This window comes from Leifsonia lichenia (assembly GCF_054780215.1).
This window is the reverse complement of the sequence record NZ_BAAGWT010000009.1, coordinates 250591-266768: the sequence shown is the minus strand read 5'-3', so window position 1 is coordinate 266768 and position 16178 is coordinate 250591. Positions and strand designations below refer to the sequence as shown.

Here is a 16178-nt window from a genome sequence, read left to right as displayed (position 1 = left end):
GTGTGAAAGGCGCGGTCCGGGATGCCCGGACCGCGCCTTTCGCACGAGCGGTGGCGCGCTAGTCCAGGAACAGCGCGCGCAGCCGCCGCGTGGTGAGGATGAGGCCCAGCACGATCATCACGGCGAAGTACAGCACGTGCCAGAGGAGTCCCGCATCCACTGCCCCCGTGGTCAGGTCTCGGACGAGTTCGACGCCGTGCCAGAGCGGGAGCGCCTGGATGACCACCTGGATCGCCGGCGGGTAGACGCTCAGCGGGTAGAACGTTGCGGAAAGCAGGAACATCGGCAGCATGACGAAGTTGATCCAGTCCATTTGCTGGAAGGTCTTCATGTAGCTGGTGAGGCCCATCCCGAAGCTGGCAAACCCGAACGCGATGAGCAGCACGGCGGGCAGCGCGAGGATCGCCCACCACGACAGGTTGAGCCCGAGCACCTGCATCACCAGCATGAAGCCGATGGCGTAGAGTGCCCCGCGGGCCAGCGCGAGCAGGATCTCGCCGAGGGCCACGTCGAGCGGCCCGAGCGAGGTCGACAGCATCCCCTCGTAGAGCTTCGCGAAGTGCATCTTGAAGAACACGTTCCAGGTGGAGTCGTAGACCGCGCCGTTCATCGCCGCCGTCGCCAGCAGGGCCGGCGCGATGAACGCCGCGTACGACACCTCCTGGCCGGACGAGGTGGTGACGACGCCGACCATCTCGCCCAGGCCGACGCCGAGGGACAGCAAGTAGAAGATCGGCTCGAAGAAGCCGGAGACCACGACGAGCCAGTTGGTGCTGCGGGTGGCGAGCCAGCCGCGCTGCATGACACTGGATGCGTTCCCGGCGTAGAGCGCGCGCAGCGGCCTGCCGTGCGCGACGGTGGCGACGAGGCGGTCGTCGATCTGGGTCCGGCCTGCGCCGCTCACTTGTTCAGCCTCCTCGCCGCGATCCTGCGCGTCCACATCCAGAACACGACGAACAGCGCAGCCAGATACAGAACGTGGGTGACCGTCAGCCAGAGCGGCTCGGCCATGCCGTAGGTGAACACGCGGGCCAGCTCGGACGCGTGCCACAGCGGAGACAGCCAGCCGATCCACTGCAGGAAGGGCGGCATCGCAGTGAGCGGGAAGAACGTGCCGGAGAACAGCGTCATCGGCAGCAGCACGAAGCGCATCACCAGGGCGAGCTGCCCGGTGTCCTGTTCCAGGGTGGCCACGTAGGTCATCACCGGCACCCCGAAGGCGACCCCGGCGAGCACCGCCACCGGGATGGCGAGGAACCCCGTGGGCAGCGGCACCGCGCCGAACAGCAGCATCACGACGTAGTAGATGACGCTGGCCGTGAGCAGCCGGGCGACCACGGAGATCACCAGGCCGTCGATGATCTGCCCGGCCGAGATCGGCGCGGCGTTCATGCCGTAGAAGGTCGGGTTCCACTTGAAACCGAGCATCACCGGATAGGTGAACTCCTCGCTCGCGATCGTCACCGCGGCCGTGCACAGCAGCGCCGGGGCGACGAACGCGAGGTAGCTGACGCCCTCGACGCCCTGCTCCCCCAGGTTCTTGCTGACCAGGCTGCCGAGGCCGACGCCCATCGCGAACAGATAGAGCAGGGGGTACCCGAGTGCGGTCATCAGCACCGTCTGCAGGTAGGAGCGCATCACCCGGAAGCGGTGCTCGGCGACGTACCATGCCCCGAACCTGCGCGGCCGGACCGCCGCGGCGATGGCGGCCCGCGCATCCGGAGCGGTGTCTGTCGCACTCATTCGATCAGGCTCCTGCCGGTGAGGCGCAGGAAGACGTCCTCCAGGCTCGACCGGCGCACCAGGCTCGTGATGGGGTGCAGGCCGCGCTCGGCGATGCGCACCAGCTCGGCCTCTCCGTCGTCGCTGTAGACCAGGATGCGGTCGGGCAGCACCTCGATGCGTTCGCCGACGCCGTCGAGCCCCTCGGCGACCTCGCTGTTGCGCTCGGAACCGAACCGCACCTCCAGCACCTCGCGCGAGGAGTACTCCCTGATGAGCGCGGCCGGTGACCCCTCGGCCATGATCGTGCCCTTGTCGACCACGACGAGGCGGTCGCAGAGCTGCTCGGCCTCATCCATGTAGTGGGTGGTGAGCACCAGCGTCGTGCCCTGCTCCTTGAGCCGGAACAGCCGGTCCCAGAGGATGTGCCTGGCCTGCGGGTCGAGGCCCGTGGTCGGTTCGTCCAGCAGCAGGATGCGCGGGTCGTTGATGAGCGCCCTGGCGATGGTGAGGCGGCGCTTCATGCCGCCGGAGAGGTCGTCGACCTTGGCCTTGGCCTTGTCTTCGAGCTGCGCGAACGCGAGCAGTTCGTCCGCCCGTTTGCGCACGCGCGCGCCCGGCAGTCCGAAGTAGCGGCCGTAGACGATCAGGTTGTCGCGCACGCGCAGCTCTGTGTCGAGGTTGTCGGCCTGCGGCACGACGCCGAGCTGCGAGCGGATCTCCGGCCCGTGGCTGTTCGGGTCGAGGCCGAGGATGCTCAGCTCGCCGCCCGTGCGCGTCGACACGGCGCCGACCATCCGCATCGTGGTGGACTTTCCTGCGCCGTTCGGGCCGAGCAGCCCGAACGACTCCCCCGGAGCCACTTCGAAGCTGATCCCGTTGACGGCGGCGAACTCCTTGTACTTCTTGACGAGGTTGTTCGCGGTGATGACAGGCGCTGGCATAGTTCATCAGGGTAGACCGATCCTCCGACATCGGCGCGCGTGCCGTGGATCGACTCGACGAGATACCAGAACTGGGTGAACACGCAGTTCGCAGGAAGTACGGTCGAAGTAGCATTCCGGCACCGCGCATCCTGAGCAGCGGCACGGGATGCGAAAACTCGCGAGACGACGAACCCAGACCAACCCACACGAACCCAGACGAACGAGACAGTCATGACCACCGAACAGACCAGCCGACCGCGCCGACGCTTCGGCCGACCGGGCACAGACGGAGACGACGGTCCCCGCGCGAAGTTCAGCCAGCTCCTGCCCTACCTGTTCGAGCACAAGGCGGTGCTGAGCGTCGTCATCGTGCTCAGCGTGCTCGGCGCGGCCGCGAGCCTGGCCCAGCCGCTGCTGGTCAGCCAGGTGATCGACGTCGTCGGCAAGCAGCAGCCTCTCGGCGGCCTGGTCTGGCTGCTGGTGGTCCTGGTGGTCGTCTCCGCTCTGATCTCCGGCTACCAGCACTACCTGCTGCAGCGCACGGGAGAGGGCGTCGTGCTCTCCTCGCGCCGCCGCCTGGTGGCCAGGATGCTGAACCTCCCGATCAGCGAGTTCGACACCAGGCGCACGGGCGACCTGGTGTCCCGCGTCGGCTCGGACACCACCCTGCTGCGCGCGGTGCTGACGCAGGGCCTCGTCGAGGCCATCGGCGGCGCGCTCACCTTCGTCGGCGCGCTCATCGCCATGCTCATCATCGACCCGGTGCTGCTCGGGCTGACGGTGCTGGTGATCGCGGTGTCCATCGTGGTCGTCACCCTGCTATCCGGGCGCATCCGGGTGGCCAGCCAGCAGGCGCAGACCAAGGTCGGCGACCTCGCCGCGTCGGTCGAGCGGGCGATCAGCTCGGTGCGCACGATCCGCGCCGCCAACGCGACGGAGCGCGAGATCGCGGCGATCGACGCCGACGCCACCGGGGCGTGGAAGATGGGCATCAAGGTCGCGAAGATCTCGGCGCTCGTCGTCCCCGTCGCCGGCATCGCGATGCAGGTGTCGTTCCTGGTCGTGCTGGGTGTGGGCGGCTTCCGGGTGGCGAGCGGTGCGATCACCGTGGCGAACCTGGTGGCGTTCATCCTGTTCCTGTTCATGATGATCCTGCCGCTCGGACAGGCGTTCGGCGCGGTCACGGCCGTCAACTCCGCGCTCGGCGCACTCGGGCGCATCCAGGAGATCATCGACCTGCCGTCGGAGGACGAGCACGACCGCGAGATCGCGCCGCTCGCCATGACCATCGGCGCTGCCAACGAGGGCCTGGCACCGGATGCGCCGGCGATCGAGTTCGCGGACGTGCACTTCTCCTACCCAGACTCGTCGGTCACGGCGGAGCCGTCGCCGGGCGAGGGCGAAGGCGCCGAGGGCAGCGCCAGCATGGAACGGCTGGCGTTCGAAGCGATGGGCGGAACCGACATCGTCGCGGAGGCGGAGGTCGCGGCCGGCCGGGGCGACGCAGACGGCGACGGCGACGGCACCGGCGACGGCACCGGCTCCGGCTCCGGCAGGCACCGGCAGGCCGGTGTGCTGCACGGCGTCAGCTTCGCAGCCCCCAGGGGCAAGCGCACCGCGCTCGTCGGTCCGTCCGGCGCCGGCAAGTCGACCATCCTTGCTCTGATCGAGCGGTTCTACGACCCGACAGGCGGCGAAGTGCGCTTCGGCGGCCTCGACGTGCGAACTCTCGACCGCGCGGCGCTGCGCGGCCAGATCGGCTACGTGGAGCAGGACGCCCCCGTGCTCGCCGGTTCGCTCCGCGACAACCTCAAACTGGCTGCGCCGGACGCGACGGATGCCGAGTGCATCGAGGTGCTGCACGCCGTCAACCTCACCGAGGTGCTCGAACGCGACGACAAGGGCCTGGATGCGCCGGTCGGCGAAGACGGCATCATGCTGTCCGGAGGCGAGCGGCAGCGTCTCGCCATCGGGCGTGCGCTGCTGGCCGCCCCGCCCGTGCTGTTGCTGGACGAGTCCACGTCCAGCCTCGACGGCCGCAACGAGCAGTTGATGCGCGAGGCGATCGATGCCGTCGCCGAGGACAGGACGCTCATCGTCATCGCCCACCGGCTCTCGACCGTGGTCGACTCCGACCAGATCGTGGTGCTCGACCACGGCCGCGTCCTCAACACGGGCACGCACTCCGAGCTGGTGGTCTCCACTCCGCTCTACCGCGACCTCGCCAAGCACCAGCTCCTCGTCTAAAGAGAATCGAGCCCGGACTTCTTCACGAGACACGCCGGGGAGCGGTGTGAAGAAGTCCGGACTCGATCGGTTCCCGCGGTCAGGCGCGGGGGTCTCGGAGCGACGCCAGAGGGATGGTCAGTCGCGCAGGTGGTAGCGGAGCGAGGCGAGCTCGGCGCGCAGCGCCGCCGGCACACGGTCGCCGAAGCGGGAGAAGAACTCCTCGGTGAGGTCGCACTCGGCCAGCCAGGACTCCCGGTCCACGTCGAACAGCGCATCGACGTCGGCGTCTGGGAGGTCGAGGCCGTCCAGGTCGAGCTCGGCGGCGATCGGCAGACGGCCGATCGGCGCATCCACTGCCCCCGCGTTGCCCTCGACGCGGCGGACGATCCACTCGATCACGCGTGCGTTCTCGCTGAAGCCCGGCCAGAGGAACCGGCCGCCATCGCCCTTGCGGAACCAGTTGACCTGGAAGATGGCCGGAGCGTTCGCCCCGAGCTTCTCGCCCATCTTCAGCCAGTGGCCCCAGTAGTCGGCCATGTTGTATCCGCAGAACGGCAGCATCGCGAACGGGTCGCGGCGAAGCTCGCCGACCGTACCCTCTGCCGCAGCGGTCTGCTCGGACGAGATGGTCGCGCCGAGGAAGACGCCGTGGTTCCAGTCGCGGGACTGCGCGACCAGCGGCACGTTGGTCGCCCGGCGCCCACCGAACAGGATCGCGTCGATCGGCACGCCGTCGAAGGCGTCCCAGTCGTCCGAGATGGCCGGGCATTGCGCCGCCGACACCGTGAACCGTGAGTTCGGATGCGCGGCGGGACGTCCGCTCTCCGGCGTCCAGTCCTCCCCGCGCCAGTCGATGAGGTGCGCAGGCGGCTCCTCGGTGAGCCCCTCCCACCACACGTCGCCGTCGTCGCGCAGCGCGACGTTCGTGAAGATCGTGTTGCCCCACAGCGTGTCGACCGCCGTGGCGTTCGTGGCGGGCCCCGTGCCGGGAGCGACGCCGAAGAACCCGGCCTCCGGGTTGATCGCGCGCAGACGGCCGTCCGGCCCCTGACGCAGCCAGGCGATGTCGTCGCCGACCGTCTCCACCGTCCAGCCCGGGATGCTCGGGCGCAGCATCGCGAGGTTCGTCTTGCCGCACGCGGATGGGAACGCCGCAGCGATGTGGAACGCGCGGCCCTCGGGAGACGTGACCTTGACGATGAGCATGTGCTCAGCGAGCCAGCCCTCGTCGCGCGCCATCACCGAGGCGATGCGCAGCGCGAAGCACTTCTTGGCGAGGATCGCGTTGCCCCCGTAGCCGGAACCGTACGACCAGATCTCCCTGGTCTCGGGGAACTGCACGATGTACTTGGTCTCGTTGCACGGCCAGGCGACGTCGTCGTGGCGGATCCCGTGCGCATCCACGAGGGGCGCACCGACGCTGTGCACGGTGGCGACCCACGGCTGGCCTGCCTCGATGAGGGTGAGGACCGTGGAGGTGACGCGGGTCATCATCCCGAGGCTGACGGCGACGTACGCCGAGTCGGTGAGCTGCACGCCGACCTGCGAGATCGGGCCGCCGACCGGACCCATCGAGAACGGCACGACGTACATGGTGCGGCCACGCATACTGCCGGTGAAGACCTCGCGCAACTCTGCGCGCATCCCCTCCGGCTCGCGCCAGTTGTTGGTGGGGCCGGCATCCGTCTCGTCGACAGAGCAGATGAAGGTGCGGTCCTCGACCCTGGCAACGTCGCCAGGGTCGGTGCGGGCCAGGAAGCTGTTGGGACGCCACTCCGGGTTCAGCCGGATGAGCTTGCCCTCGGCGACGAGCTGCTTGGTGAGCCGGTCGGACTCGGCGAGGGAGCCGTCGCACCAGACGACGTCGTCCGGCTGAGTGATGGCGGCGATGTCGGCGACCCAGGCGCGCAGGGCGTCCAGGCCGTCCGGCTGGTCATCGAGATCGGAGAGCGGGAGCTCGGCGAGTGTCATTCCGGAGTCCTCTCGGTAGAAAGTTTGGGTGTGAATCAAGCATCCGAGAGATTTCGGGGTTAATCTCAAGAAAAGTGCTGGAAAGAACTGCGATTCTTTCGCTATCGTGAAGAGATGGAGCAGTCGACCGCCGATGTGACGACACTCGGCCACCGCATCCGGCACTTCCGCAGTCAGCGCGGGCTCACACTCGACGAACTCGGCGCAGCGGCCGGGGTCGCCGCGAGCCAGCTCTCACTGATCGAGAACGGCAAGCGCGAGCCGCGCATCACGCTGCTGACCACCCTCGCGGGCGCGCTCGGCGTTCAGCTCGCGGATCTGCTCTCCGCAGAGCCCCCGGATGCTCGTGCGGCCCTCGAGATCGAACTCGCCAGGGCGCAGCGCGGCAGCCTCTACGGCTCGCTCGGGCTGCCGGCCGTCAAGCCGACGAAGGGCACGCCGACCGAGACCCTCGAAGCACTGGTCGGGATGCACAGGGAGCTCAGCAGACGCGCATCCGAAGCCATCGCGACGCCGGAGGAGGCCCGCCGCGCCAACACGGAACTGCGCGAGCGGATGCGCGCGCAGAACAACTACATCCCGGAGATCGAGACGCTGGCGGAGGAACGCGTGCGCGCCTCAGGCCACACGCACGGCGCGCTCACGCACCGCGAGGTCAGCATCATGGCGGAGCAGCTCGGCTTCGACCTGATCTACGTCAACGACCTTCCGCACTCTGCCCGCTCCATCACCGACCTCGCGAACGGGCGCATCTACCTGCCACCTGCGAGCATCCCCGGCGGGCACGGCCTGCGCTCGATGGCGTTGCAGGCCATGGCGCACCGGCTGCTCGGCCACGAGCGCCCCCAGAGCTACGCCGACTTCCTGCGGCAGCGGCTGGAGATCAACTACTTCGCAGCGAGCTGCCTGATGCCCAGGGATGCGGCGGTCGGCTTCCTCGCGCAGGCCAAGCAGGACAGGGACATCGCCGTCGAAGACTTCCGGGACGCGTTCGGCGTCACCCACGAGGCGGCGGCGCTGCGCCTGACCAACCTGGCGACGACGCACCTCGACATGACGCTGCACTTCCTGCGCGTCGGCGACGACGGCGCGCTGTACAAGGGCTACGAGAACGACGGCCTCCCGCTCCCGACCGATGTGACCGGGTCGATCGAGGGGCAGATCGTCTGCCGCAAGTGGGGCGCGCGCTCCGCGTTCACGCACACCAACCGCACGACGGAGATGTACCAGTACACGGACACTCCGGCCGGAACGTACTGGTGCGCGACGCAGACCGGCACGACCTCGGCGGGCGGATTCTCGATCAGCGTCGGGGTGCCGTTCGACCAGGCGAAGTGGTTCCGCGGCCGAGAGACGGCAGCGCGGGCGGAGTCGCACTGCCCGGACGAGTCGTGCTGCAAGCGGCCGCCGGCGGGGCTCGCGACCCGCTGGGCCGGTCAGGCGTGGCCGAGCGCGCGCCTGCACGCGCACATCCTGTCGCCGCTGCCCTCCGGCTCGTTCCCCGGTGTCGACGACTCCGACGTCTACACCTTCCTCGAGACCCACTCCGCCTCCTGACCGCCTCCCCCAAGCAATCGAGCCCAGGGTTTTTCACCCTAACCGCGCGAAATAAGGTGAAAAACCCTGGGCTCGATTGCTTGGGAGCCGGACGGGACGGGGCGAGCGGGGACGGGTCAGCGGGGCTGCATACGGATGGCGCCGTCGAGACGGATGGTCTCGCCGTTGAGCATGGGGTTCTGCACGATGTGGAGCGCCAGGGCGGCGTACTCCGCGGGCTTGCCGAGACGGGAGGGATGCGGCACCTGCGCCGCGAGCGAGTCCTGAGCCGCCTGCGGAAGCCCGGCCATCATCGGCGTCTCGAAGATGCCGGGCGCGATCGTGACCACCCGGATGAGGTCACGGGCGAACTCGCGCGCGAGCGGCAGCGTCATGGCCGCGACCCCGCCCTTCGACGCCGAGTACGCCGACTGGCCGATCTGCCCGTCGAACGCCGCGACGGAGGCCGTGTTGACGATCACGCCCCGCTCCTCCCCCACTGCTTCGGTCTGCACCATCGCCGCACCGGCCAGCCGCACGACGTTGAACGTGCCGATCAGGTTCACCCTGATCACCCGCTCGAACTGTTCCAGCGGAAGCACACCGTCACGCCCGAGCACTTTGGCCGCTGTCGCGATCCCCGCACAGTTGACCACGACGCGCAGCGGGCCGAGCGACGCAGCGACGTCGACCGCCGCCTGCACCTGATCCTCGTTCGCCACGTCTGCCGCGACGAACCGCGCTGTCGGTCCGAGCGCCGTCGCCGCCTTCTCCCCCTCGGAGCTGGGCAGATCGAGGACGACGACGTGCGCGCCCGCCTCGGTGAGTGCGCGGGCGGTGGCGTTCCCGAGGCCGCTCGCTGCCCCGGTGACGATGGCAGAGCATCCGTCGAGCTGCATGGTGGTTTCCTTCCTGAAGGCCGCGTTCAGCGGAGGACTTCGATGATGGTCGCGTTGGCGGTCCCTCCGCCTTCGCACATGGTCTGCAGGCCGAAGCGGCCTCCCGACGCTTCGAGCTCGCTCAGCAGCGTGGCCAGCAGCCTGGTGCCTGACGAGCCGAGCGCGTGCCCGAGCGCGATGGCGCCGCCGTGCGGGTTGAGCTTGGCCGGATCGGTGTCGAACTCGCGCTGCCACAGCAACGGGATGGGCGCGAACGCCTCGTTGACCTCGTACGCGTCGATCTCGTCCAGCCGCAGCCCGCTCCTGTCGAGCACCTTCCGCGTGGCGGGAAGCACCCCGGTGAGCATCAGCAGCGGGTCGCTCCCTGCCACGGCGAAGCTGTGGAACCGGGCCCTCGCCCGCAGGCCGAGCCGCGCGGCTGCCTCGGCGCTCATGATCAGCGCCGCCGATGCGCCATCCGTGAGCGGGGACGAGTTCCCCGGGGTGATCCGCCAGTCGAGTTGCGGGAAGCGCACGGCCAGCTCGTCCGTGCGGAACGACGGCTTCAACCCGGCGAGCGCCTCCGCGGTCGTGGCCGCCCTGATCGTCTCGTCCGCCGTGACGCTTCCGCTGTCCGGCGTCGGCACGGGCACGAGCTCGCGGTCGAACGCTCCGGAAGCGGCGGCCTCCGCGGCGAGCGCGTGCGACCGCGCCGCGAAGTCGTCGAGCTCGGTCCGCTCGAATCCCCACTGCTCGGCGATGAGCTCGGCGGACACCCCCTGGTTCACGAGCCCGTCAGGGTAGCGGCGGTTCAGCAGCGCTCCCCCGACGGATGCGCCCGCGACGTTCGATCCCATCGGCGCGCGGCTCATCGACTCCACCCCGCAGGCGATCGCGATGTCGTATGCGCCCGCGATGACGCCCTGCGCGGCGAACGCCGCCGCCTGCTGGCTCGACCCGCACTGCCTGTCGATCGTCACGGCGGGCACGCTCTCCGGGAAGCCTGCGCTGAGCACGGCGGTCCTGGTGATGTTGCCCGCCTGCTCTCCCGCCTGGGTGACGCATCCGCCGATCACGTCGTCGACGAGCGCCGGGTCGAGCCCGTTGCGGTGCACGAGCTCGGCCAGCACGCCGGCGAGCAGGTCGGCCGGGTGGATGTCCGACAGCGCGCCGCCCGGCTTCCCGCGGCCGGACGGGGTGCGGATCACATCGACGATGACCGCCTCTGTCACCATGTCAGGCTCCGAACGGATCGGGGGTGAGCGTGTATTTCGTGGAGAGGTACTCGTGGATGCCCTCCAGGCCGCCCTCGCGGCCGAGCCCGGACTGCTTCACCCCGCCGAACGGTGCAGCCGCGTTGGAGACGACGCCGACGTTGAGCCCCATCATCCCGGTCTGCAGCCGCTCGATCATCCGCTGCCCGCGGGCGAGGTCTTTCGTGAACACGTATGACACCAGCCCGAACTCGGTGTCGTTGGCGATGCGCACCGCCTCGTCCTCGTCGCGGAAGCGCACGATCGACAGCACGGGTCCGAAGATCTCCTCGCGCAGGATGTCGCTGCCTGCGGCGACATCCGTGACCACTGTCGGTTCGAAGAACGTGCCGGCACCCGGGATGCGCGCACCGCCTGCGAGCACCGTCGCGCCGCGGGAGACCGCATCCTCCAGCAGCGTTGCGGCCTTGTCGACCGCATCCTGATCGATCAGCGGCCCGATCGTGACCCCCTCCTCCGTGCCGCGGCCGACCCGCATTCCGCGTACGCGCTCCGCGACACGCGAGGCGAACTCGTCGGCGACGGACTCGTGCACGATGAACCGGTTGGCCGCCGTGCACGCCTCGCCGATGTTGCGGAACTTCGCGAGCATCGCACCGTCGACCGCCTTGTCGAGGTCGGCGTCCTCGAAGACGACGAACGGCGCGTTGCCGCCGAGCTCCATCGAGGTGCGCAGCACATTCTGCGCCGACTGCTTCAGCAGCGAGCGGCCGACCTCCGTCGACCCCGTGAACGACAGCTTCCGGAGACGCGGGTCGGCGATGATCGGCCCGGACACCTTCCCCGATCTGGAGGTGGTGATCACGTTCACCACGCCGCCGGGCAGCCCGGCGTCCTCCAGGAGCTTGGCGAAGTACAGCGTGGTCAGCGGGGTGAGGGCGGCGGGTTTCACCACCACGGTGCATCCGGCGGCGAGCGCCGGAGCGATCTTGCGGGTCGCCATCGCCAGCGGGAAGTTCCACGGCGTGATCAGGAAGCACGGCCCGACCGGATGCTGCGAGACGATCATCCGCCCCGTGCCTTCCGGGCTGGTGGCATACCGGCCGGAGATGCGCACGGCCTCCTCGCTGAACCAGCGCAGGAACTCGCCGCCGTATGTCACCTCACCGTTCGCCTCCGCCAGCGGCTTGCCCATCTCCAGCGTCATCAGCAGTGCGAACTCGTCCCGGCGCTCCTGCAGCAGGTCGAACGCCTTCCGCAGGATCTCGCCTCTCGCCCGGGGCGCAGTCGCCGCCCACGCGTCTGCGGCGGCGACCGCCGCATCCAGCGCTGCGGCGCCGTCCTCCTCGGACGCATCGGCGATGGTCTTGATGGTGTCCCCGGTTGCCGGGTCGGTGACCGCGATGGTCCTCCCCGACGAGCCGTCCACCCATTCGCCGCCGATGTACAGCGTACCCGGCACCTTCGACAGCAGTTCCTGCTCGTTCATGCTCGCCTCTCCCATGTCGTATCCGTCTTCGCTCCGTCTCGGCCGTCGCTCCGTCTCGGCCGTCACTCCGTCTCGGCCGTCACTCCACCGGCGTCGGCCGCTCGTCCACCGACGCCAGCACGAGCGGCACCGCCCGATGGTCGATCTTCGTTGCCAGCGCGATCACCGTCGAGGTGCGCGTGATCCCCGGATCGCTGACGATGCGGTCGATCACCCGCTGCAGGTCGGCGTTGGATCTCGCGACGGCGCGGATCATGAGGTCGCCGGCGCCGGTGATGGTGTGCACTTCGAGCACCTCCGGGATCTCGCTCAAATGGGAGACGACCGTCACATCCCTGTCACCCTGGGCGATCTCCGCCGTCACGAACGCCGTCACCGGATAGCCGAGCCGTTCGCTGTCGATGGTCGGCGCGAAGTCCTTGACCACGCCGGAGCGCTGCAGTCGGTCGAGCCGCGCCTGCACGGTGCCGCGCGCGACGCCGAGCCGCCTGGACGCTTCGAAGACGCCGAGACGAGGCTCAGCCGTGAGCAGTGCGATCAGCTCGGCATCCAGCTTGTCGATCGACATCCGGCCTCCTTCGGTCCTCGCACATCGTACGACCAGGATGCGCGAACACCTACACGCTGACGACGGTTCCCAGGAAAGGCAGAGCAGCCTGCTTGAAGGCCCGAGCGCTCAGGGTCGTGACATGGTTTCTGCGGGGCAGCACGACCAGTTCGGCGCCGAGCGCGGCCGCCGCCTCCTCCCGGCCGTCCGTCACCGGGTCGACGTCTCCGACGACGAGCATGGTGGGCACGCTCGACGCCAGTGGAAGGGGATGCGCGGCCATCCCGGCCACGCACGCCGCGAGCGCCGCCGTGTCGACCCCTGGCGCCTGCCGCAGCGACGACAGCAGCGGGGCGAGCGGCGACTCCGGCGGCACGGACTCCGCGCTGTCCAGCAGGGCGGAGCGGACCGCATCCACCCCCCAGCGGGCGAACTGCTCGACCGTGCCGATGCCGCCCACGACCGCCCGGTGGATGCGGTCTGGCGCGATCCCGACGAGCGCGAGCGTCACCCAGCTCCCCATCGAGTATCCGACGACGTCGACGCGGTCGGCCCCTTCCGCATCCAGGACGGAGAGCAGGTCGCCGGCCAGGAGCTGCGGAGAGTACTCTGCCGGATCGTGGGGAGCCGAGCTGCCGCCGTGGCCGCGCAGATCGGGAACGATGGCGCCGCGGCCGGCTTCGGCGAGCGCGCGCACCCACCCCGTGGCCTCCCAGGTGAGGGCCCCTGTGGTGGCGAAGCCGTGGACGAGGAGCACGGGGTCGTCTCCCGGGTGACGCTCGTATGCGATGCGCATCCCGTCGGCGGTGGTGGCGGTTCGGGTGGTGCTCATGCGGGTCAGTCCTCCGGCAGTTGCAGGCGCACGCGGCGCACTGGCGCCTTCTCGACGGGCACGGTGCCGACGATACCCGCGGTGTCGTCGTCGATCGTGAACGTGATGAGCGACGCTCCCACTTCGAGCGATTCGCCTTCTGCCGCGTGGAACCGTGCGACGGTCCCCGCCTGCGGTGACGGCAGCTCGACGGCCGACTTCGTCGTCTCGACCTCGACGAGCGGAGCGTTCCGCTCGACGAAGTCGCCCTCGGCTACCAGCCACTCCAGCACGGTCGCTTCCTGCAGGCCCTCCCCCAAGTCGGGAAGGGCGAACGTGATCTCAGCCACGGCGATACTCCAACGTCTTCTGTACGGCTTCCAGGATGCGGTCGATGCTCGGCAGGTACTCGTCTTCGAGCACCGGGGACGGGTACGGAACGTCCCACCCGGTGACCCGCTGCACAGGTGCGCGCAGGTCGCCGAAGCAGCGCTCGGTGATGAGCGTGCTGACCTCTGCGCCGAGCCCGGCAGTCAGCGGTGCCTCGTGCACGACCACAGCACGCTTGGTCTTGGCGACGGATGCGGCGAGCCCGTCCGCGTCGATCGGCTTCAGCCAGCGCAGGTCGACCACCTCGATCTCCACGCCGTCCTCCGCGCCGAGCTCTGCCGCCTGCAGGCAGCGAGCGACCATCGCGCCCCAGGCCACGAGCGTGACGTGCTTGCCCTGCCTGACGACTCTGGATGCGCCGACCGGCAGCCGCTCGGACAGCTCGGCTTCGTCCATGGCTGCCTTGTGCCAGTAGCGCGACTTCGGCTCGAGGAAGATCACGGGGTCCTGGTCGTCGATGGCCTGACGGAGCAGGGTGTACGCCTCGGCGGGCGTGGAGGGTGAGACCACCTTGAGCCCTGGGACGTGCGCGAACAGCGCCTCCAGGCTCTCCCCGTGGTGCTCCGGCGCGCGGATGCCGCCGAAGCTGGGCAGCCGCAGCGTGATCGGCATGTCGAACGCTCCGCGGCTGCGGTAGTGCATCCTTGCGACCTGGTTGACGATCTGGTCGATGGCCGGGTATGAGAACCCGTCGAACTGGATCTCCGGCACCGGACGCCAGCCCGCCATCGCGAGACCGACCGCCATCCCCATGATCCCGGACTCAGCGAGCGTGGTGTCGAAGACGCGGTCGTCGCCGTACTTGGCATGCAGGCCGTCCGTGACACGGAACACGCCGCCCAGCTTTCCGACGTCCTCGCCGAAGACGAGGGTGCGGTCGTCGGCTGCCAGGGCGTCGTCCAGCGCGCGGTTCAGCGCCCGCTGCATCGTGCTGACCTGAGCGATGACCTCAGCCATGTCGTGACTCCTCCCACGCCCGCTTCTGCCCGAGCAGCGCCGCCGGCGCGTCGGCGAACACGAAATCGAACATCTCCTCGCCCGGCCGTCCGCCGAGCGCTGCGACATCCGCGCGAACCCGCTCGGTGAGCGCGTTGGCGGTGTCGGACACCTCGGCGAAGAAGTCGTCGCCGACCGTCCCCGTTGCGCGCAGCCGCTCCTCGCAGAGGGAGAGCGGATCGCGGGCGAGCCAGCTCTGCTCCTCGTCCAGGCTGCGGTATCGCCCGGGGGCGTCGGAGGTGGAGTGCGGGCCGAGCCGGTACGTCATGGCCTCGATCACGGTCGGGCCGCCGCCGTCGCGGGCACGGTCAAGGGCGTCGAGGGTGGCCTCGTAGACGGCGACGACGTCGTTTCCGTCGATGCGCACCCCGTGCATCCCATAGCCTGCCGCGCGCGCGGCGACCGAGCCGCCTGCAACCTGCTTGCTGGTCGGCACGGAGATCGCCCAGCCGTTGTTCTGGCAGAAGAACACGACGGGCAGTTGCGAGACGCCCGCGGTGTTCATGGCCTCGTGGATGTCGCCCTGCGAACTGGCGCCGTCGCCGAAGTAGGCGATCGCGCATCCGCCATTGCGGTCCAGCTTGGCACCGAGCGCCCAGCCGACAGCGTGCGTGACGGCACCGCCGACGACGGCGTTGATCGGCGCGAGCCGCGCGGCCGCCGCATCCCACATGCCGCCGTGCCACGCCCCCTGGTGCGAGGCCAGGTAGGCGACGGGATCGACGCCCATCGTGACCGCCACGCCCAGCTCACGGTAGGTGGGGAAGGCGAAGTCGCGCGCCAGATCGAGGGCGGCCGCACTGCCCACCTGGGCGGCCTCCTGCCCCCGCATCGGCGCGTAGCCGGGCACGATGCCCTGCCGCTGCATGGCGACGCCATCGAGGTCGAGCCGCCGCACGGTCACCATCGTGCGATACAGCCGCCGAAGAAGCGCGACATCGTCGCCGCGCGCGCCGACGGCGCTCTCGGGAGTGGTCAAGGTCATACCGCCACTCTCGCAGGGGCGGATGCGGTGAGCAACACGCACAGCGTGCGCTGCTCAACCTGTCTAATATGACAATAGTTCCGCGGCTACCAGTGTGCAGATTGTCCGATCCTCGGTGTGAATTGATGCATAGGCTAGAGCTCCCCGATCGAGCCGAGTGGTGCACCCCCAAAGACAAACGCAGCCCACGAGGTGCACAAAAGGAACAGTGATGTCACGACACCCCCTACCGCCCATCCGGCTCCGCGGGCGCGTGCGTGGGGTTGACCGAAGGAAAAGAGGGAAAGAATGAGTCCGATCAGCGCCAAACCCATGCAACCAGCCCACACGACAAAGACGACAGGGTAGAGGAACAGCACATACATGTTCCTGAAGAGATAAACCGGAAGCCACACGACAGCCCACAGCAGTACCAGCCCCGCTGCGGACTGCAGAGAAAAGCTGAGTCCTAGAACCCCGAGCAGGCTTGGCGAACGCGGCGGGT

General features: G+C 69.2%; 14 protein-coding genes. 2 read left to right on the top strand and 12 right to left on the bottom strand.

Annotated elements, in window-relative coordinates; translation table 11 throughout:
- Positions 1-58 precede the first annotated feature (58 nt).
- From ACYVGI_RS16295 to ACYVGI_RS16285, 3 genes are read right to left on the bottom strand one after another with little or no spacing between them, the layout of a single operon-like run.
- The gene (locus ACYVGI_RS16295) at positions 59-880 is read right to left on the bottom strand and encodes an ABC transporter permease (RefSeq protein WP_460633813.1); all 822 of its coding nucleotides are present in this window, start codon (positions 878-880) and stop codon (positions 59-61) included.
- Between the two features lie 20 nt (positions 881-900).
- Positions 901-1743, bottom strand: a complete 843-nt coding sequence (locus tag ACYVGI_RS16290; RefSeq protein WP_460633637.1) for an ABC transporter permease — start codon at positions 1741-1743, stop codon at positions 901-903.
- Positions 1740-2666 (bottom strand): ABC transporter ATP-binding protein, encoded by a 927-nt coding sequence (locus ACYVGI_RS16285; protein WP_460633636.1) that lies wholly within the window; start codon positions 2664-2666, stop codon positions 1740-1742. Before ACYVGI_RS16285 ends, ACYVGI_RS16290 begins: the two co-directional genes overlap by 4 nt.
- Positions 2667-2879: 213 nt before the next feature.
- On the opposite strand from ACYVGI_RS16285, the gene ACYVGI_RS16280 reads away from it, so the two are divergent.
- Positions 2880-4895 carry an ABC transporter ATP-binding protein gene (locus ACYVGI_RS16280; RefSeq protein WP_460633635.1) on the top strand — a complete coding sequence of 672 codons (2016 nt, stop codon included), beginning with the start codon at positions 2880-2882 and terminating at the stop codon, positions 4893-4895.
- 117 nt (positions 4896-5012) lie between these two features.
- On the opposite strand, the gene ACYVGI_RS16275 is transcribed toward ACYVGI_RS16280, so the two are convergent.
- Positions 5013-6848 (bottom strand): phosphoenolpyruvate carboxykinase (GTP), encoded by a 1836-nt coding sequence (locus ACYVGI_RS16275; protein WP_460633634.1) that lies wholly within the window; start codon positions 6846-6848, stop codon positions 5013-5015.
- A 114-nt stretch (positions 6849-6962) separates the two neighbouring features.
- Here ACYVGI_RS16275 and ACYVGI_RS16270 point away from each other — a divergent pair, with 114 nt between their 5' ends.
- The gene (locus ACYVGI_RS16270; RefSeq protein WP_460633633.1) at positions 6963-8405 is read left to right on the top strand and encodes a helix-turn-helix domain-containing protein; all 1443 of its coding nucleotides are present in this window, start codon (positions 6963-6965) and stop codon (positions 8403-8405) included.
- A gap of 116 nt (positions 8406-8521) precedes the next feature.
- Here the strand turns inward: ACYVGI_RS16270 and ACYVGI_RS16265 are convergent, their stop codons facing one another.
- From ACYVGI_RS16265 to ACYVGI_RS16230, 8 genes are all read right to left on the bottom strand, one after another.
- Positions 8522-9283 (bottom strand): 3-hydroxyacyl-CoA dehydrogenase, encoded by a 762-nt coding sequence (locus ACYVGI_RS16265; RefSeq protein WP_460633632.1) that lies wholly within the window; start codon positions 9281-9283, stop codon positions 8522-8524.
- 26 nt (positions 9284-9309) lie between these two features.
- Positions 9310-10494, bottom strand: coding sequence for a thiolase family protein (locus ACYVGI_RS16260; protein ID WP_460633812.1), 1185 nt, complete (start codon positions 10492-10494; stop codon positions 9310-9312).
- Between the two features lie 4 nt (positions 10495-10498).
- Positions 10499-11965, bottom strand: coding sequence for an NAD-dependent succinate-semialdehyde dehydrogenase (locus ACYVGI_RS16255; protein WP_460633631.1), 1467 nt, complete (start codon positions 11963-11965; stop codon positions 10499-10501).
- 79 nt (positions 11966-12044) lie between these two features.
- Positions 12045-12533 carry an Lrp/AsnC family transcriptional regulator gene (locus ACYVGI_RS16250; RefSeq protein WP_460633630.1) on the bottom strand — a complete coding sequence of 163 codons (489 nt, stop codon included), beginning with the start codon at positions 12531-12533 and terminating at the stop codon, positions 12045-12047.
- A 49-nt stretch (positions 12534-12582) separates the two neighbouring features.
- Positions 12583-13344 carry an alpha/beta fold hydrolase gene (locus ACYVGI_RS16245; RefSeq protein ID WP_460633629.1) on the bottom strand — a complete coding sequence of 254 codons (762 nt, stop codon included), beginning with the start codon at positions 13342-13344 and terminating at the stop codon, positions 12583-12585.
- A gap of 5 nt (positions 13345-13349) precedes the next feature.
- Positions 13350-13673, bottom strand: coding sequence for a biotin/lipoyl-containing protein (locus ACYVGI_RS16240; RefSeq protein ID WP_460633628.1), 324 nt, complete (start codon positions 13671-13673; stop codon positions 13350-13352).
- On the bottom strand, positions 13666-14670 hold the full coding sequence (locus tag ACYVGI_RS16235; RefSeq protein ID WP_460633627.1) for an alpha-ketoacid dehydrogenase subunit beta: 1005 nt from the start codon (positions 14668-14670) through the stop codon (positions 13666-13668). Before ACYVGI_RS16235 ends, ACYVGI_RS16240 begins: the two co-directional genes overlap by 8 nt.
- Positions 14663-15694 (bottom strand): thiamine pyrophosphate-dependent enzyme, encoded by a 1032-nt coding sequence (locus ACYVGI_RS16230; protein WP_460633626.1) that lies wholly within the window; start codon positions 15692-15694, stop codon positions 14663-14665. Before ACYVGI_RS16230 ends, ACYVGI_RS16235 begins: the two co-directional genes overlap by 8 nt.
- Positions 15695-16178: the final 484 nt, after the last annotated feature.